This window comes from Moraxella sp. K127 (assembly GCF_015223095.1).
Lineage (GTDB): Bacteria > Pseudomonadota > Gammaproteobacteria > Pseudomonadales > Moraxellaceae > Moraxella.
Genome location: NZ_JADFBZ010000004.1, coordinates 12009 through 35607 on the forward strand (window position 1 = coordinate 12009; position 23599 = coordinate 35607).

Sequence of the window (23599 nt, forward strand, 5' to 3'; positions counted from 1 at the left end):
TAATATGAATGCCCTTAATGAACCCAATATTACATTTATGCCAAATTTTATTGTCAATCCCCAAGATTTATTTGAATTGATTGAAAATACAACCAATTGGGATAATCGTCTGTCGGTGCGAAAAACGGCAAGTTTTGGCGTGGCTTATGAATATTCCAATTTATCCTATCCAAAAACAACCATGCCTGATTGGTCATTACCCATTATTGAACAAATGGCGGATAAATTTGGCTTTTTACCCAATAATTGTTTAATCAATTATTATAAAAATGGGCAGAATGAAATGGGGTTTCATTCTGATGATATAAGCCAAATGTATGAAAATACAGGCGTGGTTATCATCAGTCTTGGGGCGGAACGAGAAATTGTTTATCGTCAAAAAACAAATAAAAACAATGAATACCGTTATTTATTAACAAAAGGCAGTTTGCTGTATATGGACGATAAAGTGCAAGAAGATTGGTTGCACGCCATTCCTATGGATAATACCACAACACCCAGAATGAGTTTGACATTTAGAAAATTATTAAGTAGTTGATTAAATATAAGTAATTAAATGGTTGATTTGGAAAAACCCCATGCAACACCTAGAAACCTTTCGTATTTTTAATGGCGAACAACAAATTTGGCAACATTCATCGGCAACGTTAAATTGTGAAATGAAGTTTGCCATTTAAATGACTAAAAAACCATCCAAACCAACACCCCATCTCTGTGTGTTTAGCCGCTCCCGCCTTTTTGTTGCTTGATTTGCACCCAAAAATATCATCAAGAACCATTCCCAAATCTACCAAAATTTGTTAAAATGTCTTAATTTGTTTTTATTTTGCCACGGCACAAGCACGCATCACAAGCATGCACCCAAGGAAAACCCATGACCGCCACCACCGCCCGCCTAAATCAAACCCTTGTCCGTCCACAGCTTATCCCCAATGATGATACTGGCATCCGCCATTTTATCGGTGTGGAGGGGTTAAATAAAAGCCAGCTTGAAAGTATCATTGATAAGGCGATGGGCTATTTTGATGAAGATGGCAGGCTCATTAACACCGATGAGCTGTCAGGCAAGACGGTGATGAATCTGTTTTTTGAAAATTCCACCCGCACCCGCACCACTTTTGAGGCTGCCCAAAAACGCTTGGGTGCTAATGTGCTAAACCTTGACATCGCGCGTTCAAGCACCAACAAGGGCGAGACTTTGCGTGATACCCTTTGGAATTTGGAGGCGATGAGCGCCGATATGTTTGTGGTGCGTCATTCTGCCAGTGGGGCGGCCCATTATATGGCGACCGAGGTTACCCCCAATGTTGCCATCATCAACGCAGGCGACGGCTGGCACGCCCACCCCACGCAGGCGATGCTTGACATGCTCACCATTTACCGTGAAGCAGATAAGCCCTTTGATGAACTTTCTGTGGCGATTGTTGGCGATATCAAGCACAGCCGTGTGGCTCGCTCGGATATTTCGGCTTTGACGACTTTGGGGGTGCGTGACATTCGTGTCATCGCCCCCAAGACTTTGTTACCAAAAGGCATTGAACGCTATGGCGTCTTAGTATTTGATGACATTGATAAAGGCGTGGCGGATGCTGATGTGATTATTGGCTTACGCATCCAAAATGAACGCATCGGCTCACCACTTTTGCCATCAACTTCTGAGTATTTTAAAATGTATGGCATCACCGAACAACGGCTAAAACTTGCCAAGCCCAATGCGTTGGTCATGCACCCAGGTCCTATGAACCGTGGCATTGAAATCGCATCAAGCGTGGCGGATGGTGGGCAATCGGTGATTTTAAAACAGGTCAATAACGGCATTGCGGTGCGTATGGCGGTGATGGCATTGGCGATGGCAGGACAACGACAAGCAGGCTATTTTAAACCTTACAACTAAGATGGATTTTTATTTTTTATAAGGATAAAGTCATGTTAACAAAATTCACAGCGTTAGCCATGGGCGTGTTGTTATCGGTATCGGCAATGGCGGCGGATATGGCGACGGTGGATATGGCAACTTTGACACGCCAAGCTCAAAGTGGTGATGTAGCGGCTCAATCTGATTTGGCTCATGAGTATTATGAGCAAGGTAACCATGCCAAAGCATTTGAATGGTACACCAAAGTCGCCCATCAAGGTGATGCAAAAGCCCAATCTAATCTGGGCGTGATGTATTACAATGGTCAAGGCGTACGCCAAAATAAAAGCACCGCCAAACGCTACTATGGTCAAGCCTGTGATTATGGAAATCAGCTGGGCTGTGATAACTACCGAATGTTAAACCAACAAGGCTACTAGGTGCTGATGATGCCCCATATCCCAAATCAAGCAAATCAAGAGACAGCGATGAAAAATCTACTCCCCCCCAACTGGCGATTTGACACCGCCCAACTCAAAGAAATAAGCACAGATGGCAAATGGCTATTACCGCCCCTTGTTGATCTGTGTGCCAGATTGCGAGAGCCGGGGCATCAGTCGCACGGCACACTGGCAAGCGAGGGGCGAGCGGCACGCCAAAATGGCTTTTTACATGTGGTCATGCCACCTGATACCAGCCCTGTGCTAGAAAATGGCTCACTGTTAAAGGGTCTCAAACAAAAAGCATGGACAGACGGTGGCATTTACTTGCATGTTTTGGGGGCATTGAGTGCAGGCTTAGAGGGCAAACAACCTGCCAATCTGGCAGGACTAAAACAAGGCGGTGCTATCGGTGTGAGCAATACAGCGGCAGGTTTTGAGAGTGATTTGGTATTGTTACGCTGTTTAGAATATGCAGCGACTTTTGACATCAAAGTCTTTTTCTACCCTGATGAACCCAGTTTATCGGCAGGGGGTGTGGCTCACGATGGCTACATTGCTTCTTTTCATGGCTTACAAGGCATTCCGTGGCTGGCTGAGACCATTGCACTGTCTAAGCAAATTTTGATGACCGAAGAGACAGGCATTCATGCACATTTTAGCCAAATCACTTGTCGCACCTCGGTAGAGCTAATCCGTCATGCCAAACAAAAGGGTCTGCCCATTACCTGTGATGTGGCGATGCACCAGTTACACCTGACCGATGATGACATTGAGGGTTATAACGCCCATGCTTATGTGTTGCCCCCTTTGCGTAGTAACACCGACCAAAAAGCTCTTATCAAGGGTCTTCAAGACGGTACGATTGACGCCATCTGTTCTCATCATGAACCACTGTCAAGCAGTGCCAAACAAGCCCCCTTTGCCCAATGCCAAGCAGGGATTAGTAACTTTGATACTTTTGTGTCATTGGGGGTGAAACTGGTGGCAGATGGCGTGTTAAGTACTGAGCAGTTGGTAGAGAAAATCTGCCTAAATCCTGCCAAAATCGCAGGCATTACAGATTATGAGCGCATTGGCGGGGCGGTACTCATTGACCCAAATCAAGCATGGACGGTAACCAAAGACACCATGCTATCAGCAGGCAAGAACACGCCATTTTTGGGGCAGACGTTGATGGGGAAAGTTGTGCAGACATTTTTTGACGACTGTATGAATGGTTGATGATAAGATGCCAACATCAGACAAGCATTCTCCAACCAATCCATAAGGCTTGCAAGATGCGAGCTTTTCTATTTGTCATCATGTCTTAAAAAAGTCCTGTTATTAAATAATATTAATTATACAAATAATAAGAAATATTATTTACTTTTTAAAATAATCGTGTTAATATTATTACCAGTCTCTTACCAACGCTGATGCTCACACACTGATGCACGATGTGAGTCTCACTCCTTTTTGATACTTATGGTGATTTTATGACACAAAAGACCTTTGCACTACGCCATTTGACCTTTGCCGTCATTGGCACGATGACAGCGACCGTTGCCATGGCAAATACCACGAACGTGGGGCCGACGGTTCGCCTAGAACACGAGGTGATTAGCACTGACCGCCAAGGTGCGAAAATTAAAACCAATGTTGTTACCTTACGAGAAAAAGACGAAAGTACTGCCACAGATTTGCGTAGCCTGTTGCAAGATGAACCTGCCATCGGTTTTGGCGGTGGTAATGGTACTTCTCAATTTGTCAGCATTCGTGGCATGGGTCATAATGCCATTGACCTAAAAATTGACAACGCTTACCAAGATGGTCAATTGCACTATCACCAAGGTCGCTTTATGCTAGACCCTCAGATGGTAAAAGTCGTTTCGGTACAAAAAGGGGCAGGCTTTGCCAGTGCAGGCATTGGGGCAACCAATGGTGCGATTGTTACCAAAACCTTAGACGCCAATGATTTGTTAGCCAATAGCAGTAACCCAAATTTTGGGGCAAAAGTTAAGGCAAATTACAGCAGTAATAAAGGTCATGGCTATGGTGCCAGTGCCTTTGGTAAAACAGATAACTTTGATTTTGTTGTCTCTGCCAATGTTGTCAATGACAGTAACTATAAAGATGGCTCAGGCAGAGAGATTCAATACAGTGCTTTGGATAAAAAAAGCTACTTAGCCAAAGCAGGTGTTAATTTAGGTGATCACAGATTATCTTTAAGCCACTTACAAGAAAGCCATAAAGGTGTACGCCCAGTGCGTGAAGAGTTTGTTAACTTTGATCCTAAACGCCAAGCGCCACATCAGCGTGATACTTATCAAAAATTAACCAACCTTGAATGGACAGGTAAAAACCTTGGCTTTGCAAGTGAAGTTACTGCCAATGTCTATAAGTTAGAACATGGTCGTGATTCTCAAAGTGATTTGGGCAATACTTATGCAACGAACAATTCTCCAGAAGAGGGCAATGATAAATTAGCTGATACACCATCAAACATGCATGTGGTAGCCAAAGGGGCAAATCTAAACTTTGACACCGAGTTTAACCACCTTTTATTAAAAGGCTTTGGCGTTGACCATACTTTATTAAAATATGGTATCAACTATCGCCATCAAGAAGCCGTACCACCCAGAAGTTTAAACACTGGTGTGGTGCATCAAGAAAAAACCGATGCTGGCATTTATCTAGAAGCGGTTAACCATATCAATGACTTTACCATCAATACAGGCGTGCGTGTTGACCGTTTTAACTTTAAAGCCATGGACGGTAAAAAGGTTGAACAAACCGACATCAACCCAAGCTTTGGGGTGATTTATGATGTCAATCCCAATCTTAGCGTCAGCGGTAACCTAATCTATGCCACTCGCAGCCCACGCTTTGCTGATGCCATCCTAAGCCGTGGTTATCGTGATGGTGTGGTTAGCATTAATGAGGATGCAAAAGCAGAAAAAGCACGCAATACCGAGATTGGTTTTAACTATAATAATGGACCATATACCGCCTTTGGTAGTTATTTTTGGCAGCGTGTGGATAATGCCAGAACCGCCACTCGCACTGATAATCATGGCAGAAGAGATAAAAAGGGTAATCTTCTTGAAATACCAGAAATTGGCAACCAAGGTCATCAGACCAACCACGGCTATGAGCTGGGCGTAGGCTATGCTGATGGGGCGTGGCGTGCTCGTGCTGGCGTTGCTCATAGCAAACCAACCATGCACAATGTCAAATTTAAAGGCAATCCTGAATATGCCGTGCGTACAGGTCGCACATGGACAGCAGATGTCGCCTATCGCCTGCCAAACCCCAGCGTGGAGCTTGGTGTGAGACACACATTGGTTGAAGATGTAAGTGCCAAAGACACTTCTATCCTTAGTGGTAAACTTGATACATCAAGAGATGGTAAGACCGTTTATAACCGTAAAGGCTATAATGTCAGCGACATCTATGCCAACTGGAAGCCTTATGGCAACGATAAGGTGAATGTGAATTTCTCAGTGAACAACGTCTTTAATAAAAACTACCGTCCACACACTCAGAATGCTTCTGAAAACGCTTTACCTGGGGCAGGTCGTGATTTCCGTGTTGGGGTGAACTTTACTTACTGATTTGGCTGATGAGCCAACTGACTTTTAAAATATCGTGCTTTTCTCCACACCCAACTTTCACGCTTGAAGGTTGGGTTTTTTCATACCTAAATCAGCACAAAAAAACAGCCCATATATATGGACTGTTTTTTGGCATTCATCACACCATCACACACGAGACAGATATTCGCCAGTACGGGTATCTACTTTAACCACTTCATTTTGTTGAACAAACAGTGGCACACGCACGACCGCCCCTGTTTCTAGTTTGGCAGGCTTACCGCCACCGCCTGATGTGTCGCCACGCACACCAGGGTCGGTTTCCACGATTTCAAGCTCCACGAAGTTTGGCGGAGTTACTGACAGTGGCGAGCCGTTAAATAGGGTAATGGTGCAACGGGCGTTTGAGTTTTCTTTTAGCCATTGTGCTGAGTCGCCCATGGCGTTTTTGTCGGCTTGCATTTGCTCAAAGGTCTCAGGGTGCATGAAATGCCAAAACTCGCCGTCATTGTACAAGTATTCCATTTCGGTATCCACCACGTCCGCCCCTTCTAGGCTGTCGCCTGATTTGAAGGTTTGTTCTAGGACTTTACCAGTTTTTAGGTTACGCAGTTTGACACGGTTAAAGGCTTGACCTTTACCAGGTTTGACGTATTCGTTTTCTAGGATAGAGCAGGGGTTGCCGTCAAGCATGACTTTTAAGCCTGCTTTAAAATCGTTGGTAGAAAAACTTGCCATGAAAATTACCTTAAAAAATAAAAATAAAAAGTAAAATGCGTTATAATGACGCACTTTAACCGTCTATTATACTGAAAATTACTAAGTTTTGTCAAAAATGAACGACATTTTTTTTAATGAGCCAAATTGGCAAAAAGAGCTGTCAGGTGCCGTAAGCGACGTGGCAAGCCTTTATCAGCTGTTAGAGTTGCCCCTGCCAGAGCAGGTATACACCCCAAATAAATTCCCCCTAAGAGTGCCACACGCCTTTATCAATAAGATGAAAAAGGGCGACCCAAACGACCCATTATTACGCCAAACCCTACCTGACATTGCCGAGAGTCTGCCTGTGGCAGGCTATACCGCTGACCCACTTGGTGAGAATGCCCACAACCCAATAAAAGGCTTATTGCACAAATACCAAAGCCGTGCCTTAATCACGGTAACAGGGGCGTGTGCGGTGCATTGTCGTTATTGTTTTCGTCAGCATTTTGATTATGGGGCGAACTTGCCAAACAGCCAAGACATTCGCCAAATCTGCCACTATATCGCCAATGACAAAAACATCAATGAAGTGCTATTAAGCGGAGGCGACCCATTAAATATTAACAATCGCCGTTTTAATGAATGGATTGGGGCATTATCAGCGATTGATAATATTAAAACCATTCGCATTCACACCCGACTGCCAGTGATATTGCCAAATCGTATTGATGATGAGCTGATTGAGATATTGGCAAACTGCCCAAAAAATATCGTCATGGTGCTACACATCAATCATCCCAATGAGATAGACGATGCCCTTGCCCAAAAATGCCAAATTCTAAAAAATCATGGTGTGGTACTGCTCAATCAAAGCGTATTATTAAAAGGGGTCAATGATGATGTAGATACGCTGTGCAAGTTAAGTCATGCTTTATTTGGTATTGGTGTGATGCCGTATTATTTGCATGTTTTGGACAAAGTGGCAGGGTCGGCTCATTTTGATTTGCCCATTGATAGAGTGATTGATATCTATTGGCAACTTTTGGAAAAATTATCGGGCTATCTTGTGCCGAAACTGGTGCAAGAGATGGCAGGCAAGCCCTATAAAGTACCGATTGATATTTATAAGCGACCCCCAACTTAAAATCATAAAAATAAACAATCGCCCAATGTTATTGAGCGATTGTTTGTGATTTTAGCTTAGTCATCATTGGCTGATTTTTTAACTGTTTTGGCTTGTCCGTCAATGGTAGTGCCAGAGTTGCCATAATTGCCCCCAAAACCGCCAGTACCAAAGGGGTTTTTTTGCCCAAATGGGTTATTGGGGTTCATGCCCCCCATGCCACCAAAGGGATTTTGACCCCCCATCTGTTTTGCCATCATTGCCATCATTTTGTCTTGGTTGTTCATGGTGTAGTTTTTGGCTTTGGCTGTCAGCATTTTTTGAATGGCAGGTAACAAGAGCAAAAACGCCCCAATGTCAGTTAAGATGCCCGGTAGGACAAACAAAATCCCTGCAATGCCCATCGCAAGCGATTTGGTGATGGCAGACTCTGGCGGTTGATTGGCAGGGTTGGGGATAACGCCACTTTTCATCTGCTTGGCCATGGGATTTAGGGTACTGGCGGCTTTTTTGATGAGTGTCAGACCGATAAAAAACGCCACGACAAACCACAAAAAAACAAGCCAACCACTCATAAACTGAGCCAGCAGATACCAAATCAACATCTCAATGATGAACCACACCAAAGCAATGCCCACAATAACGCCCATACGTTTTCCTTATTAGTTTAGAAATTTAACACAAAATAGTTTATAATACCAAATGTTTGTGCTAACGCCAACTTTTTAAAGGCAAGGGTAACAATTTTTAACATTTATCTTTTAATATTTTTTGGGTAGGCTTCATTAATATGACACTCATCATCGGCATAGACCCCGGCTCTCGCATGACAGGTTACGGCATCGTGCGTTCAGTGGGTGATGGCTTGACATTCATGGATGCAGGAACAATACGTACTGACAGTATGGACATGCCTGTGCGTATTGGTCAGATTTTTGATGGCATCACAAGGATTGTCCAGCATTATCAAAAATATTACGATGAACCGATACATTCCGCCATTGAACAGGTGTTTATGGCGACAAATCCTGACAGTGCTTTAAAGCTTGGGCAGGCTCGTGGGGCGGCGATTGCCTCTTTGAGTGCACAGGGTTTGACCGTCTCAGAATATACCGCACGCCAAATCAAACAGGCGGTCTGTGGCTATGGGGCGGCGGACAAAGAACAAGTAACGGCCATGGTGTGTCGTCTGCTTGCCCTTGATGTTGTACCGCAGGCAGATGCAGCCGATGGGTTGGCGTGTGCTATTTGTCATGCCCATTCTAGTCATTCTATGCACAAACTTTTGGGGAATGCTGCTCTAAAAGGTCGCTCGGTGAGCAAAAAAAAGGGACGATGGCGTCTGTCTGAGACGGATTTACTCATCCAAAAAAAATAACAAAATCATGATAACACCAAAACGTAACTGCCTGTTATGATGCAATTTACATGTTAAATATTTTAAAAAAACACGTGTTTTTGCATGAATAGAGTGTACCTGCTCTTAGCTGGTTGCGTCTCATAAAATCCAAACCCCATCTTCAATCGTCATATTGAAAGGGGTTATTTAAATTAAGACAATTTAAAACAATTTAAAATGATTTAAAACAATAAGGTCAGCCATGTCATTCTTTCCAAAATTTACCCCTTACAAAGGCGACATTGCCACAAGCCCTGTTGCCACTTATGAATACTTGCCCCCTGCTCAAACGGTCATGCTGGGCATTCAGCACGTCCTTGCCATGTTTGGGGCGACGGTGCTTGCTCCTATTTTAATGGGCTTTGATGCCAATCTTGCCATTATGATGAGCGGGATTTGTACCATTTTATTTTTTATCATGACAGGTGGGCGAGTGCCAAGCTATCTGGGCTCGTCCTTTGCTTTTATTGGGGTTGTGGCAGCAGCAACTGCCCACGTTACAGGCAGTGGAACAAACCCTAATTTGGGCGTGGCATTAGGTGGCATCATCGCTTGCGGTGTGGTTTATGCCTTGATTGGTTTTATCGTCATGGCAACAGGGACACGCTGGATTGAAAAACTCATGCCCCCTGTGGTTACAGGAGCGGTGGTTATGATTATTGGATTGAACCTTGCCCCTGTTACGGTGTCATCTGTGGCAGGCAAACCTTTTGAACTTGCCATGACGCTTGTTACCGTGCTTTGTATGAGTGGCATTGCGGTATTTGCCAAGGGGTTTGTCAAAAGACTGTTGCTCCTGTTGGGGCTAGTGCTTGCCTATATCATTTATGCCGTTGTCGCCAATGGTATGGGGTTTGGTAAACCGATTGACTTTGGGGTGATTGGGCAAGCAAGCTGGTTTGGCGTGCCAAACTTCTCCGCCCCTGTATTTGACATGAATGCCATGCTCATCATCGCTCCTGTGGCATTTATCCTTGTGGCGGAGAACCTAGGGCATATCAAGGCGGTGGGGGCGATGACAGGCGAAAACCTCACGCCACAGCTTGGTAAAGCATTCGTGGCGGACGGTGTGGCAACGGCACTCTCGGCAGGCGTGGGCGGTACTGGTATGACAACTTATGGTGAAAACATTGGGGTTATGGCGATTACTCGGGTATACTCTACGCTCGTGTTTGTGGTAGCAGGGGTATTTGCCATTTGTTTGGGGTTGTCACCAAAATTTGGAGCATTAATCCAGACCATTCCCACGCCTGTTTTGACAGGTGCGTCCATTGTTGTATTTGGTTTGATTACCATTGCAGGGGCAAAGATTTGGATTGATAATAAAGTGGATTTTAGCGATAACAAAAACCTGATGGTGGGTGCGGTCAGTGTAATTTTGGGAACGGGTAATTTTGGTTTGGTGATTGGCTCATTTGATTTGGGGGGTATCGGTACGGCGACTTTTATGGCAATGCTACTAAATTGGGTGCTTGGGGCAGGCAAGAACAAAGGCAACACCATGCAGAGTTAATCAATATGGACGGGGCGTAATGGCGAGTTTTTGGGATTTGCCATGAAAATGGCTAAATCCTCAATTTTTTATCAAGATTTGTAAAATGTCATCAAAGCTAAGAAAGCTAAGTACACCTTATAATCCTGCCCACCACATCCGCAATCTTAACAACCAAAGCGGTGCGATGCCTGTAAAACTTTGGGCAACTTTACCATCATCTAGTATCACAAAAGATGGCGTTACTTGTCCGCCCCATTCATGAAATATCGCTCCTTGTTGGTCATTTAGGGTATAAAAATCATAGCCATGTTTGTTCATATACGCAAGCAGTTCATCATCATTACCTGATGATACCGCCACACTTAGCACGTCATGACCATTGGCGTGCAGGGTTTGGACGTTGGGGCCGGTTGTGCGACACACCCCACACCATGACCCCCAAAAGTAGATGAGTACAGGGGTATCATGGCTTTGTGCCACGACATCCACCACTTGTTTTGAGCTGTTTTGATAGATAAGTTTGGGGCCGTCTGGCATGACAGGCGACCGCCACAGATTGACCGCCGTGTAGATGATGATAAACATCACAAGGTAAGTCAAGGCGGAAAATAAAGTTTTGCGAAGTTTTTTCATAATTTATAAATAAAACTTATCTTGATAATTCTAAAATAGGTTTTTAAATTTAAAAAGTTCTAAATATCAAACACCTTACCACGGTTCATAATCCCATTGGGGTCAAACACCGCTTTTACCGCTTTCATGTATTCAATCTCAATGGGCGAGCGGGTGTAATCCAAATAGGGTTTTTTGGTCATGCCTACGCCATGTTCGGCAGATATTGAGCCTTTGTATTTTTTGACGGTTTCAAAGACGTATTTATTGACCGTTTGGCATTTTGCAAAAAAGTCGTCTTTGGTCAAGTTGTCAGGTTTTAGGATATTTAGGTGCAAATTGCCATCGCCAATATGCCCAAACCAGCAAATCTCAAAATCAGGGTAGTTGTCCTTGACAATTTGCTCAATATCATTGATAAAATCGCCCAAGTGCGTAATCAGCACCGATACGTCATTTTTATAAGGGGTAAACACCGAAATCGTCTCAGAAATGCTCTCACGCAATTTCCAAAGCTCGTGCAGTTGCCCCACGCTTTGGCTCATCACGCCGTCTTCTATCAAGCCGTCTTCGGTGCAACTTTCAAACACATTCATGGCGGTGTCTAGCACGTCATCGGATACCGCTTCAAATTCCAAAAGCACATAAAAAGGCGTACGGCTCTCAAAGGGGGCTTTGGCGTGTCCTGCGGTCAATACCTTGTCAATTGCCACGCTGTCAAAAAATTCAAACGCAGTCAAATTTAACGCCTTACCAAACTTATCAAGCAGTTTTACCACCGAGCCAAAATCAGGCACGCCAAGTACCATAGCGGTTAAGTTTACAGGTTGTTTTTCAAGTTTAATCAAGGCTTTGGTTACAAAGCCAAGCGTACCTTCTGCTCCGATGAACAGATGACGAAAATCATAGCCTGTGGCATTTTTTAGCATACCGCCATTGAGCTCCAAAATATCGCCCTTGCCCGTTACTACCGTCAAGCCTAGGATTTGGTTACGGGTCATGCCATAGCGGATTACCTTGATACCGCCAGCGTTCGTGCCAATATTGCCCCCAATTTGGCTTGACCCCGATGAGGCAAAATCCACCGCATAGTATAGGTTTTTGGCGTTGGCAAATTCTTGCAAGGCTTTGGTAATAACACCAGCCTCCACCTCCACCATTTGGTCAGCTTCATAAAACGTGCCAATGGCATTCATTTTATCAAAACTTACCACCACCTCGCCTGCACTTGCCACCGCCCCTGCTGATAAACCTGTGCGTCCACCACTAGGCACAAGGCAGACATTGTGTGTATTGGCAAGGCGGACGATGTGGGCAACCTGTTCGGTTGTTTTGGGAAAAATGATGGCAGATGGGGCAGGGCTAAAATATTTGGTCCAGTCCTTGCCCCAGTTGTCTAGGCTATCGGGGTCGGTTTTGATTTGGTTGTCGTCAAAGTGTAAATCGGCTAAAAATTGGGTTAAGTTCATGTATTTCTCTGCTGTCTTTGCTAAAAATTCATATCATATCAAAAATTTATCCCATTGGGGGTAAAATTTATGACACATCCCTTAAAATCTCTCGGTGCGATAAAACCATCCAAATCGGTGTTGGCTTTTACAAACAGCGGTGCAACGCCTTATTGGTACTGATGGATAAAGATGATTTGGGTCTTAAACGATGAAAACGCCCCGAGATGATTCTTAGGGCGTCTGTTGGCGCTGCTTGATAAAGCTGTGATTAACACATGATTATAGATAACCATACGCCACAAGAGCATTGGCAACCTGCATGAATCCTGCTACATTTGCTCCTGTCATATAGTCAATAGCACCTTCGGTTGTGCCGTATTTTTCGCCAGCGGTTTTGGCACTTTCATGAATGTTTTTCATGATTTTTTGTAATTCTAAGTCCAAATCTTCAAAAGACTTATATTTACGCACCGAGTTTTGGCTCATCTCTAAACCAGATACGGCAACCCCGCCAGCATTGGCAGCCTTACCAGGGGCATAGGCAACGCCATGCTCACGCACTACATCAATGGCTTCGGCAGTCAGTGGCATATTTGCCCCTTCGGCAACGTATTTTACGCCGTGCTTAACCAGAGCTTTTGCATCATCTTCGCTCACTTCGTTTTGGGTGGCACATGGCAGAGCAACTTCGGCATCAAACTGCCAAGGACGTTGTCCTGCGAGCCACTCACCGCCAAATTCACTCACATAATCCGCCAACGCTTTACCATTTGCTTTGTGGTTTTTGACCCAGTCAATTTTCTCTTGGGTAAAGCCGTCTTTGTCCACCAACGTGCCTTTTGAGTCGGAGAAGGTGATGACTTTTCCGCCCAAATGTAGACATTTTTCGGCGGCGTATTGAGCCACGTTACCTGCACCTGATACTAGGACAGTTTTGCCTTCTAGGCTGTCGTTTTTGGCTTTTAGCATATTGTCAAGGAAATACACCAAGCCATAGCCTGTCGCTTCGGTACGGATTAGCGAACCGCCATGCCCCACGCCTTTGCCAGTTAATACGCCCTCAAATTCACGAGTTAGGTTTTTGTACATGGCAAACATATAGTTCACTTCACGACCGCCCACGCCGATGTCGCCAGCAGGTACGTCCATGTCTTTGCCGATGTTTTTGTGCAATTCACGCATGAACGCATAGCAAAAACGGCGGATTTCGGCTTCTGATTTACCTTTGGGGTCAAAGTCAGAACCACCCTTAGCACCGCCCATAGGCAAGCCTGTCAAGGCGTTTTTGAAAATCTGCTCAAAGCCTAAGAATTTTAATGTGCCTTCGGTTACGGTTGGGTGAAAGCGGATACCGCCTTTGTATGGGCCAATGGCGTTGCTAAATTGAACACGCCAGCCACGGTTTACCTGTACTTCGCCTTTGTCGTTTTCCCAGTTGACACGAAAGCTGATGATGCGGTCAGGCTCGCACAGGCGTTCAAATACTTGTAGGGCTTCGTATTTTGGGTTGTCGGCATAGACTTTTTCAATGGTCATGGCGACTTCTTTGACAGCTTGGATAAATTCTGGCTGATGAGCGTAGTTTTGCTCGACTTTGGCAATGGCGGATTGGATAGTCATGGCATATTCCTATGGTAAAAACTGATGAAATAAAGGGTTGGTGCTTATCAGTTGTTTTATCAAAAAAACTCATTAACTCATAAGTGATAACAATAATAACAGGTTTTATAAAAAAAACAAGGCATTTTGCCCCCTGTATTCATGGATAATTATCATCTAAGGTTAATATTTTATCAGTATTTTTTATAAATAAAAATAAATCATTGATATTATTCATGATTTTTTAAATTTTTTATAAAAATAATGGAGATTTTGTTAGTAAATTATGGACATCTCTACCGATTAATGATACCTTAAAGCATGATAAATGCCTTTGATGACCCTGTGATGACATGACACAACAAACCCCCAAACAATTAGCCGTCAAATTCTGCGGATTTACTCGCACGGACGATTTGCAGACCGCTACCGCTCTTGGCGTGAATGCGGTGGGACTGGTGTTTTATCCGCCAAGCCCGAGATTTGTGGATTTTGACACGGCACGCACGTTGGTGGCGAGCTTACCGCCCTTTGTGAGCGTGGTGGCACTGGTGGTTAATATGACGGACGATGAATTTATTCGCCTAACAGATACCGTGCCGTTTGATGTCGTGCAGTTTCATGGCGATGAGACGGTGCAGGATTGCCAAAGGCTTGCTAATATTGCCAAAAAACGCTGGTACAAGGCAATCCGTGTGCAAGAGAGCGATACGGCAGAGAGTTTATTAAGCCAAATCAATGAGTTAAAGGCATATGGGGCAAGTGGCGTGCTACTGGACGCTTATCACCCTGACAAATTTGGCGGTACAGGGCAAGCCTTTGACTGGGCAAAAATCCCCACAAACTCACCCCTGCCCATTATCCTAGCAGGCGGACTGACCCCCGATAATGTCGCCAGTATCGTCCAAAATGAGCTTGCTCATCGCCTATATGGGCTTGATGTCAGCGGTGGTATTGAAAAACAAAAGGGCGTAAAATGTGGGGAGAAAATGGGGCAATTTTTACAAAGCGTGAAACATCAATGACAAAAGACACGGACAACCAAACAGGTCAAATATCATCGGGGCTGTATTTGGGATTTTTTGGTCTGTTATTGGGCGGTGCTTATTTTGTTATTCGCCCATTTTTTGATTGGAATGAAGGGTATTTTGCCGTTGCCGAGACGATGATTGGTTGTACATTTATCATTGCGATGTGTGTTGCAGGCAATGCAAGCGTTATTTATACTTATATACAAGCAAAAAACAAAGGCGTAAGTCTTGATATCAGGTTTGTGATTATTGCTTTGGCGGTATTTTTTGGCACGTTATTTATGGGTCAATTTGTCGTTAAGCCTTTGTATTATGCCATTTTTGAGAAAAAGGCAACCACAACAACCAATGAATATTACCTAAAACGTTTTGAACAACAAAAACGAGCAGGTGTTTATGATTATTATCTGTATTTTGATGATAAAAAATGTGTTAAAATCAACCCAAAAACATATCATACGTTAAAAATAAAAGACAACGCCACATTAACCCTAACTTATCAAGAAAAGGCAGAGATTTTATATCAACTAACCATACATGATAAAGCTCCATGAAAATAAGCTGTCCCTTGGCACTTGCCATTCTTATTGTCTATTGTGTAATGGCGTCGCTATTTTTTCTATTTTTTTGACGGTGGGTTTGATTTACACGAAGGGACTTGGGCGGTAATCACAACGCTTAATATGCTGTTTGTGAGTCTTTTGATATTTGGCATTTTTGGCTTTGTTGCCATTAAAAAGATAAAACCAAAACATTATGATGATTGGTGGGGATTTTTCTCAAATCTTTTCATGGCATTATCTTTGCCTGTTATGTTTTTAATGACATTGTATTATGCTTCGGATAACGGGTATTATATATTATTTGAACATAAACAAACTGCCACAACGGACATATATGACCTAACAAAAAGAGAGAATCGTGGGAGATATGAATACTATCTGCGTTTTGACGACAAAAAAGGCGTAGATGATGTTAAAATTGTAAGAATCAATAAAAGCACTTATGATAAGTTAAAGATAAAATCCAATGACACATTGGTCATTACTTATAAAGATAAGGCTCGGATTTTATATGATTTGCAAGTTTTACCAAAAGGAAAGCTATGATTATAGAAATTAGCACATTACCCACAATCGTCCAACAAGCCATGATTCAAGGCAGACAAATTGATTTTGCTGATAATGGTAAAATCATTGCCCACGCCATTCAAGGTAAAAAAGAACCAGATGATAACATGACACTATATGAATGGGCGATGATGTATGACGGTGTCGATGTTGCGGATATTGAAATAGATGATGTTGAGCCAATTGCCAGTAAGAACCGTTGGGTGGAGCTTGACTGATGTATTTATTGGACAATAATGTCATTTCAGAACTTAAAAAAATACAATCAGGTAAAATCAATATTGGTGTGATGAATTGGATAAAAGACAAGCCAAAACATCAATTATTTACTTGCGATATTGTTATCATGGAATTATATCGTGGTGTACTTTTAAAAGCAAGGAAAGACCCAATACAAGGTAAGCATTTAAAAGATTGGTTTGATAATTTTGTCATGCCTTATTTTCATGATAGGATTTTGAGTATTGACCATGATGTTAGCTTGATTTGTGCCAATTTTCATGTCCCAAATCCCAGAGCGGAAAATGACACTTGGATTGCCAGTATTGCCAAACATCATGATATGATATTGGTAACTCGCAATGAAAAAGATTTTGCGAATTTTCCCATAACAGTTATCAATCCATTTATTTAATCCACAAGGAAAAACCCATGAACATTTTAATCACAGGCGTAACATCAGGTTTTGGCAAACAAATTGCCATTGATTGCATTAAAAACGGCTTTACCGTCATTGGCACAGGTCGCCGTCAAAACAAACTTGATGAGTTAAAAAACGAGCTTGGCGATAATTTTATTCCGCTATGCTTTGATATTGGCGACATATCCGCCACAAAAACGGCTTTGCAAACCCTGCCGAATGATATTTTGACAAATATTGATGTGCTTATCAATAATGCAGGATTGGCATTGGGGTTAGAAAGTGCTGATAAAACGGCTATTAACGATTGGCAAACGATGATAAATACCAACACGCTTGGGCTTGTTAATATCACGCACGAGATTTTGCCATTTATGGTTGCCAAAAATGACGGTTATGTCATCAATATTTCATCAACAGCAGGCAATTATCCGTATTTTGGGGCGAATGTCTATGGGGCGAGCAAGGCATTTGTTACGCAGTTTAGCCTAAATTTGCGAGCCGATTTGATTGGCAAAAAAGTGCGAGTTACCAACATTGAACCGGGTTTGTGCGGTGGTACAGAGTTTAGTAACGTGCGTTTTCATGGCGATGATGAGAAAGCGGGCAAGGTTTATGAAAATGTGGAATTTATCCGCCCCGAAGACATCAGTAATATGGTATTATGGCTTATCAATCAGCCCAAACATATTAACATCAACCGCTTGGAAGTCATGCCAACCGCCCAGACCTTTGCAGGATTGACGGTGGTGAAGGATTTATAGGAAAAATTATGCATTATACAATTAGTGGCACTTATCAAGGCGGTAAAATTTCATTAAACGAATTACCGCCATTTGACAAACCCAGTCAAGTCATGGTGGTATTTTTGGACGAAACAATTAACAATGAACCCACAGCAAAAATGAGCAAACGCCAACAACAATTAGGCAGATTATCTGGTTATAAAGCTGACCCTGCTTTTTATGAGCCTTTGGATAAGGACGAATTGGAAAAATGGTAAAGCGATATTTGTTAGATACCCATATTTTGCTGTGGTACTATACCGAACCTGAAAAATTATCCAAAACAGCCATTGATATTTTAACCAATGATGATAATCAAATTTATGTCAGCTCGGCAAGTGTTTGGGAAATGGCGACCAAACACCGAAAAGGCAAATTAGGCAAAGCTCAAAAAATATTAGAAAATTTTGAAGAGCTAATGATTGATGCTGATTTTAAACCTTTATCGGTAAATTGGCGACACGCCAAATTATCAGGCGAATACGCATTAAATCATGCAGACCCATTTGATAGAATGTTGGTTGCCCAAGCTCAAATTGAACAGTTGATTTTAATTAGCTGTGATGATGAAATAAACGCATTTCCCATTGAAGTGATTTGGTAAAAAATTTAATTTAAAAGGCAAAAACTTATGACAGACTTTACCCAATACCCCAACGCCACAGGTCATTTTGGCATTCATGGCGGACGTTTTGTGTCCGAAACTTTGATGAGTGCCTTAGAAGAGCTAGAACGCATTTATTTATCGGTCAAAAATAACCCTGAATTTTGGGCGGAGTTTCATGATGATTTGGTCAATTATGTCGGTCGCCCCACACCGCTTTATTTTGCCAAACGCTTAACAGACGAGACAGGCGGAGCCAAAATCTACCTAAAACGAGAAGACCTAAACCACACAGGAGCTCACAAGGTCAATAACACCATCGGTCAAGCCCTACTCGCCAAAATGGTCGGCAAAAAGCGTATCATCGCCGAGACAGGGGCAGGTCAGCACGGCGTGGCAACGGCAACAATAGCCGCACGCTTAGGCTTAGAATGCGTGGTCTATATGGGGGCGGACGATGTAGAACGCCAAAAAATGAACGTGTATAGAATGCGACTTTTGGGGGCGAAAGTCGTGGCGGTAACGTCAGGCTCACGCACGCTAAAAGATGCGATGAACGAAGCCATGCGAGACTGGGTAACGAATGTGGATGATACCTATTATGTCATCGGCACGGTGGCAGGCCCGCACCCTTATCCTGTACTGGTGCGTGATTTTCAGGCGATTATTGGGCGTGAAGCCAAAATGCAACACCTTGAAAAAGAAGGCAAAAATCCTGACGCACTGGTCGCTTGCGTGGGCGGTGGATCTAATGCCATGGGGTTGTTTTATGAGTTTTTAAATGACAATGACGTGGCGATTTATGGCGTGGAAGCAGGCGGACACGGCATAGACACAGGCGAGCATTCCGCTCCCCTAAATGCAGGGCGTGTGGGCGTGCTACACGGCAATCGCACCTATCTTATGGCGGACGATGACGGTCAGATTTTGCACACGCACAGCATATCGGCAGGGCTTGACTACCCTGGCGTTGGGCCTGAGCATGGTTTTTTAAAGGATGCAGGGCGTGTTAATTATCCTGTCATCAATGACGATGAAGCCTTAGAAGCTTTTCGTATTTTGACCAAAACCTGTGGCATCATCCCTGCCCTAGAAAGTTCACACGCTGTCGCCTATGGGCTAAAACTTGCCAAAACGCTTGATAAAGACAAATCCATCATCATTAATTTATCAGGGCGTGGCGATAAGGATTTGCATACGGTGATGAGTGTGGATGGGATTGAGATTTAGGAGATATGATGAGAACTTATACCATAGAAGTTAATGACAATGTTTTGGAAAATTTTTTGAGAGTATTAAATAATTTTTCAAAAAATGATGTCAAAATTATTGAAAGTATGCCAAAAGAGCCTGTTAATAAAGTAGTAGAAAACGACAGTCTAAGCGGAATGTTTGCCCATTATGTAACACACCGCCTTTCTGATGAAGAAATTGAAGAAGGAATTGTAGAAGGGGCATATGGGCGAGCCATGCGGGGCTTAAATGATTAAAACTGTTATAGTGGATACGAATGTCTTGGTGCGTTATCTATTAAATGATGACGCACGCCAAAACGCCATTGCCAATCAATATTTGGATAATAATCAAATTACCTGTGTTTTGCCTATCATGACTTTTTGTGAAATTGATTGGGTTTTGCGAAAAAAGATTAAAATCCCACGCACAGAGATTGTGGAATTTCTTGAAAGATTAACCCAAAAACCAAATGTAATTTTTGATAAATCTTTATTTGAAATTGGGCTATACTTTTTAAAAAACGGTGGCGATTTTGCGGACGGTGTCATTGCTTATCAAACCCAAAATTTTGATGATGCCAAATGGCTAACCTTTGATAAAAATGGTAAAAAATTGGCAAAGAAAATTGGGTTTGAGATAGAATTGGATTAAGCAATATGAAACATTATGATTTAAACTGGCTTATCAATCAATACCAAGCCAACGCTAAATTAAAATATCTTTACTTTTGGGGGCATGCCCCAAAGGCAAATGGACAAATTGACAATGCCTGTTTTAGTCAGTGGTATGACGCTCCTTTTTCACTGGATAATATCACCTATCTAACGGCAGAGCATTATATGATGGCTCAAAAGGCAAAATTGTTTGGCGATATAGACACCTTTCATAAAATCATAACGTCCAAACACCCCAAACAAGCCAAAGATTTGGGTAGGCAAGTCAGTCATTTTGATGAAAAAATTTGGAATGAACACCGCTTTGATATTGTGGTGCAAGGCAATATTGCTAAATTTAGTCAAAATCCTGCATTAAAAGATTTTTTATTAAATACAGGTAATCGTATCTTGGTAGAAGCCAGTCCCGTGGATAAGATATGGGGTGTGGGACTTGCCAAAGATAATGAAAAAATTCATAATCCCAATAACTGGCAAGGCTTAAATTTATTGGGATTTGCGTTAATGGTGGTAAGGGATACCTTGCTTTAAACTTTAAAAATAAACCCAAACACCACAACCATGACCGAAGAAAATAAACCCGTCCCAAAGATTTTGACCATTTTATTTTTTGCATTCTTTGGACTTGGAATGTATGCCATGCTTGGCGGGTCATATGTGGGCGTGCAAGAAGGCTATTGGGGTGTTTTATCCAGAATGTCAACCAGTCTGATAATGCTTATTCTATTGCCAGCTGGGGCTTATTTTTCATTGACACAGCTTAAAAAAGGCAATGAGACATTATGGGAAGATTTTAAAGATTTATTGGCGGTATTGGCGTGTCCTGTAATATTTTTGATGTTGTTTGCTGATTTGACGGATGATATTTATTATCCACTTTTTGAAAATCATCAAACCGTGATAAGCGATAGTTATCGTTTTTATTATGAACTTTATCGTGGCGAAAAGATTTATTATTTGGTTTTTGATGATAAAAACAACCCTGATTCTTGTAATCCTAAATACCAAAAATGCCGTTATGCTTATAAATTAAGAATTAACGGCAAGACTTATGATGATTTACAACATTTAAATTCATCAAATAAAGACAATCCATTGCAATTAACCTTTAAACCAAAGGCAAGGATATTGATGAAATTGCAGGTTCAATCATGACAATCAAGCCAATGCGTTTGCCATTGATGATGATTGCCATATCTGCCCCTTTATGGTGGGTATTTACCCTAAGCTATATCATGGGATTGGTGGCGATATATTATGGCAAAGAGACGATATGGCTTGATGTCTTAGCGTTATTGATGACGGCAGGATTATTGATAGCTCTTGGCATTATGCTGATTTATCTATATCAATCATTTGCTAAGATGATGAATAAATCATCTGCGATTTTTATGAGTTTATTGATAATATTTCTGTATTTGCCAATTGCTTTTTATGTGGGATTTTTTGTCAGTATAGAAAGTGCTTTATTGGTGGGCATTGAGATTGTAAAATAGCCATTTTAATCATTATCAACCAAATTTTACTTTACTGTGTTAAACTAAATTTAACAACTTATTTATTATTTGTGAGTAAACCTATGACCCGAATTTCCAAAACCTTTGCTACCCTAAAACAGCAAAACAAAAAAGCCATAACCCCTTAAATTGGCAAGGCTTAAATTTATTGGGATTTGCGTTAATGGTGGTGCGTGATAGATTATTGTTAGAGAAATAAAATGAGCGAAAATAACACAGACAGAGAATTTTTTAAAAAACTATCAAAATTTGATATTTTGCTAGGTGTGTGTTTTATTTTAATGTTTGGATATTTTTTTATTGTAAATACTTTAAATATTTCTGAAGGATATATTGCAATATTAAACAATATTATTTTACCCTTTTCTTTTAATTTTATAGTGTTTATTATGTATAAATATGTGAAAATAGATATGGAAAATAATGAAAATTTCAAAAATAAAAGAGAGTCAATAAATGGATTAAGGGTTATTTTTGCTTTTTTCTTTATTGGTTATACAGTCATTTCATATGGTGTTGGTTTTTATAAAAGAGCTTATCACGGCGTGTTTGAGAACAGTCAAACAATGGTAACCAATGACTATAAACTCAGATTTAGTAATTATAAAGGAGAACATTATAGTATTAAGTTTTTTGATGTACAAAATCCTGATAAATGTTTTGAAGAGTATGATGATGTTTGTGTAATTTCCAAAACATTGGACATCAATAAAACAACCTATAAGCAATTAAAAGATTTAGAGCCAGAGACTAATCCAATTCGTATCACTTTTAAAGACAAAGCCGAAGTGGTGATGAATATTGAATTGGCTCAAAATGGGTTATAATCAATAACCCACAATTTACCAAAGTAACTTTAAATGGAAACAAACTTATGACCCGAATCTCCCAAACCTTTGCTGCCCTAAAACAGCAAAACAAAAAAGCCCTAATCCCCTATATTATGGCAGGCGACCCAACCCCAAGCGTTACGGTAGATTTGATGCATCGTCTTGTCGCTCATGGGGCGGATGTGATTGAGATTGGCTTGCCATTTAGCGACCCAATGGCGGACGGAACGGTAATTAGTCTGGCTGGCGAGCGAGCCTTAAACGCTGGGACGAGTACCACCCAAGCCGTGCAAATGGTGGGCGAATTTAGAAAATCCAACAGTACCACGCCAGTTTTATTGATGGGTTATCTAAACCCTGTGGAGATTATCAGTTATGATAAGTTTCTAGCGTTGTGCGAGCAAAATGGCGTGGATGGCTTGCTACTTGTGGATTTACCGCCCAATGAAACTTCTGATGATTTGTCCGCCAAACTCGCTGATAAAGAGATTAACCAAATTTTCCTACTTGCCCCAACGACCGAGCCGACACGCCGAAAAGCGGTGCTAGAACATGGCTCTGGCTTTATCTATTATGTGTCGGTCAAGGGTGTAACAGGCTCAAACGCCCTAGATACGGACGATGTGGGCAAGCAAGTCGGAGCGATTAAGGCGGATACCGACTTGCCTATTTGTGTGGGTTTTGGTATCCGTGATGGCGAGAGTGCCAAAGCGGTGGCGACATTTGCAGACGGCGTGATTGTCGGTAGTGAGCTGGTGCGTCATTTTGCTGATGTGGGTGATGATAAAGATAAATTGGAGCTTGCCATTCGTCAAATTTTGGTAAAAATGGACGAATTACGCCAAGCCATTGATGAGCTTTAAAAAATGATTTGCCAAATGATTAAAACAACTGTAAACTA

29 protein-coding genes are annotated in these 23599 nt (G+C 42.1%); 24 read left to right on the forward strand and 5 right to left on the reverse strand.

What is annotated here, in order from left to right:
- Window positions 1-4 precede the first annotated feature (4 nt).
- The 5 genes from IM753_RS01400 to IM753_RS01425 all read left to right on the forward strand — a co-directional run bounded on the left by IM753_RS01400 (window position 5) and on the right by IM753_RS01425 (window position 5891).
- Window positions 5-538 (forward strand): alpha-ketoglutarate-dependent dioxygenase AlkB, encoded by a 534-nt coding sequence (locus IM753_RS01400; RefSeq protein ID WP_194108488.1) that lies wholly within the window; start codon window positions 5-7, stop codon window positions 536-538.
- A 336-nt stretch (window positions 539-874) separates the two neighbouring features.
- Entirely contained in the window at window positions 875-1894 is a 1020-nt protein-coding gene (locus IM753_RS01410) for an aspartate carbamoyltransferase catalytic subunit (protein ID WP_064647164.1), read from the forward strand.
- Between the two features lie 32 nt (window positions 1895-1926).
- Window positions 1927-2295, forward strand: coding sequence for a tetratricopeptide repeat protein (locus IM753_RS01415; RefSeq protein ID WP_194108489.1), 369 nt, complete (start codon window positions 1927-1929; stop codon window positions 2293-2295).
- 48 nt (window positions 2296-2343) lie between these two features.
- Window positions 2344-3519, forward strand: a complete 1176-nt coding sequence (locus tag IM753_RS01420) for a dihydroorotase (protein ID WP_194108527.1) — start codon at window positions 2344-2346, stop codon at window positions 3517-3519.
- Between the two features lie 254 nt (window positions 3520-3773).
- Window positions 3774-5891 carry a TonB-dependent receptor domain-containing protein gene (locus IM753_RS01425; RefSeq protein ID WP_227713046.1) on the forward strand — a complete coding sequence of 706 codons (2118 nt, stop codon included), beginning with the start codon at window positions 3774-3776 and terminating at the stop codon, window positions 5889-5891.
- Between the two features lie 147 nt (window positions 5892-6038).
- Here the strand turns inward: IM753_RS01425 and efp are convergent, their stop codons facing one another.
- Window positions 6039-6608, reverse strand: coding sequence for an elongation factor P (efp, locus tag IM753_RS01430; RefSeq protein ID WP_029103061.1), 570 nt, complete (start codon window positions 6606-6608; stop codon window positions 6039-6041).
- Window positions 6609-6705: 97 nt separating this feature from the next.
- On the opposite strand from efp, the gene epmB reads away from it, so the two are divergent.
- Window positions 6706-7716, forward strand: coding sequence for an EF-P beta-lysylation protein EpmB (gene epmB / locus IM753_RS01435; RefSeq protein ID WP_194108491.1), 1011 nt, complete (start codon window positions 6706-6708; stop codon window positions 7714-7716).
- Window positions 7717-7772: 56 nt separating this feature from the next.
- Here epmB and IM753_RS01440 read toward each other — a convergent pair whose 3' ends face one another.
- Window positions 7773-8345, reverse strand: coding sequence for an FxsA family protein (locus IM753_RS01440; protein WP_194108493.1), 573 nt, complete (start codon window positions 8343-8345; stop codon window positions 7773-7775).
- 140 nt (window positions 8346-8485) lie between these two features.
- Here IM753_RS01440 and ruvC point away from each other — a divergent pair, with 140 nt between their 5' ends.
- Window positions 8486-9073: a crossover junction endodeoxyribonuclease RuvC gene (gene ruvC / locus IM753_RS01445; protein ID WP_062498284.1), complete on the forward strand. Its 588-nt coding sequence runs from the start codon at window positions 8486-8488 to the stop codon at window positions 9071-9073.
- 223 nt (window positions 9074-9296) lie between these two features.
- Window positions 9297-10607, forward strand: a complete 1311-nt coding sequence (locus IM753_RS01450) for a solute carrier family 23 protein (RefSeq protein ID WP_194108495.1) — start codon at window positions 9297-9299, stop codon at window positions 10605-10607.
- Window positions 10608-10724: 117 nt separating this feature from the next.
- Here IM753_RS01450 and IM753_RS01455 read toward each other — a convergent pair whose 3' ends face one another.
- From IM753_RS01455 to gdhA, 3 genes are all read right to left on the reverse strand, one after another.
- On the reverse strand, window positions 10725-11222 hold the full coding sequence (locus IM753_RS01455) for a protein disulfide oxidoreductase (RefSeq protein WP_065256933.1): 498 nt from the start codon (window positions 11220-11222) through the stop codon (window positions 10725-10727).
- A gap of 59 nt (window positions 11223-11281) precedes the next feature.
- The gene (locus IM753_RS01460; RefSeq protein WP_065256932.1) at window positions 11282-12670 is read right to left on the reverse strand and encodes an FAD-binding oxidoreductase; all 1389 of its coding nucleotides are present in this window, start codon (window positions 12668-12670) and stop codon (window positions 11282-11284) included.
- A 261-nt stretch (window positions 12671-12931) separates the two neighbouring features.
- Window positions 12932-14272 (reverse strand): NADP-specific glutamate dehydrogenase, encoded by a 1341-nt coding sequence (gene gdhA / locus IM753_RS01465; protein WP_194108496.1) that lies wholly within the window; start codon window positions 14270-14272, stop codon window positions 12932-12934.
- Between the two features lie 332 nt (window positions 14273-14604).
- Here gdhA and IM753_RS01470 point away from each other — a divergent pair, with 332 nt between their 5' ends.
- From IM753_RS01470 to trpA, 16 genes are all read left to right on the forward strand, one after another.
- The gene (locus IM753_RS01470) at window positions 14605-15276 is read left to right on the forward strand and encodes a phosphoribosylanthranilate isomerase (RefSeq protein ID WP_065256930.1); all 672 of its coding nucleotides are present in this window, start codon (window positions 14605-14607) and stop codon (window positions 15274-15276) included.
- Complete coding sequence (locus IM753_RS01475) at window positions 15273-15836, forward strand: hypothetical protein (protein ID WP_065256929.1); 564 nt, start codon at window positions 15273-15275, stop codon at window positions 15834-15836. The genes IM753_RS01470 and IM753_RS01475 overlap by 4 nt, the downstream gene beginning before the upstream one ends.
- 129 nt (window positions 15837-15965) lie before the next feature.
- A complete protein-coding gene (locus IM753_RS01480) occupies window positions 15966-16391 on the forward strand; it encodes a hypothetical protein (protein ID WP_065256928.1) in 426 nt (141 codons plus the stop codon).
- The gene (locus IM753_RS01485; RefSeq protein ID WP_065256927.1) at window positions 16388-16630 is read left to right on the forward strand and encodes a hypothetical protein; all 243 of its coding nucleotides are present in this window, start codon (window positions 16388-16390) and stop codon (window positions 16628-16630) included. Before IM753_RS01480 ends, IM753_RS01485 begins: the two co-directional genes overlap by 4 nt.
- Entirely contained in the window at window positions 16630-17046 is a 417-nt protein-coding gene (locus IM753_RS01490; protein ID WP_065256926.1) for a type II toxin-antitoxin system VapC family toxin, read from the forward strand. Before IM753_RS01485 ends, IM753_RS01490 begins: the two co-directional genes overlap by 1 nt.
- Before the next feature lie 17 nt (window positions 17047-17063).
- A complete protein-coding gene (locus IM753_RS01495; RefSeq protein WP_194108497.1) occupies window positions 17064-17816 on the forward strand; it encodes an SDR family NAD(P)-dependent oxidoreductase in 753 nt (250 codons plus the stop codon).
- Between the two features lie 8 nt (window positions 17817-17824).
- Entirely contained in the window at window positions 17825-18055 is a 231-nt protein-coding gene (locus tag IM753_RS01500) for a hypothetical protein (RefSeq protein WP_062498278.1), read from the forward strand.
- 8 nt (window positions 18056-18063) lie between these two features.
- Window positions 18064-18441, forward strand: coding sequence for a type II toxin-antitoxin system VapC family toxin (locus IM753_RS01505; RefSeq protein ID WP_255518620.1), 378 nt, complete (start codon window positions 18064-18066; stop codon window positions 18439-18441).
- Between the two features lie 27 nt (window positions 18442-18468).
- Window positions 18469-19671 carry a tryptophan synthase subunit beta gene (trpB, locus tag IM753_RS01510; protein WP_194108500.1) on the forward strand — a complete coding sequence of 401 codons (1203 nt, stop codon included), beginning with the start codon at window positions 18469-18471 and terminating at the stop codon, window positions 19669-19671.
- 8 nt (window positions 19672-19679) lie between these two features.
- A complete protein-coding gene (locus IM753_RS01515; protein WP_065255675.1) occupies window positions 19680-19931 on the forward strand; it encodes a hypothetical protein in 252 nt (83 codons plus the stop codon).
- Window positions 19924-20328, forward strand: a complete 405-nt coding sequence (locus tag IM753_RS01520) for a type II toxin-antitoxin system VapC family toxin (RefSeq protein ID WP_065255674.1) — start codon at window positions 19924-19926, stop codon at window positions 20326-20328. The genes IM753_RS01515 and IM753_RS01520 overlap by 8 nt, the downstream gene beginning before the upstream one ends.
- Before the next feature lie 5 nt (window positions 20329-20333).
- The gene (locus tag IM753_RS01525; RefSeq protein WP_065255673.1) at window positions 20334-20882 is read left to right on the forward strand and encodes an NADAR family protein; all 549 of its coding nucleotides are present in this window, start codon (window positions 20334-20336) and stop codon (window positions 20880-20882) included.
- Between the two features lie 30 nt (window positions 20883-20912).
- Window positions 20913-21506, forward strand: a complete 594-nt coding sequence (locus IM753_RS01530; protein ID WP_065255672.1) for a hypothetical protein — start codon at window positions 20913-20915, stop codon at window positions 21504-21506.
- Entirely contained in the window at window positions 21503-21847 is a 345-nt protein-coding gene (locus IM753_RS01535) for a hypothetical protein (protein WP_065255671.1), read from the forward strand. Before IM753_RS01530 ends, IM753_RS01535 begins: the two co-directional genes overlap by 4 nt.
- Window positions 21848-22068: 221 nt before the next feature.
- Entirely contained in the window at window positions 22069-22695 is a 627-nt protein-coding gene (locus IM753_RS01540; RefSeq protein WP_065255670.1) for a hypothetical protein, read from the forward strand.
- A gap of 47 nt (window positions 22696-22742) precedes the next feature.
- The gene (gene trpA, locus IM753_RS01545) at window positions 22743-23561 is read left to right on the forward strand and encodes a tryptophan synthase subunit alpha (protein WP_194108502.1); all 819 of its coding nucleotides are present in this window, start codon (window positions 22743-22745) and stop codon (window positions 23559-23561) included.
- Window positions 23562-23599: the final 38 nt, after the last annotated feature.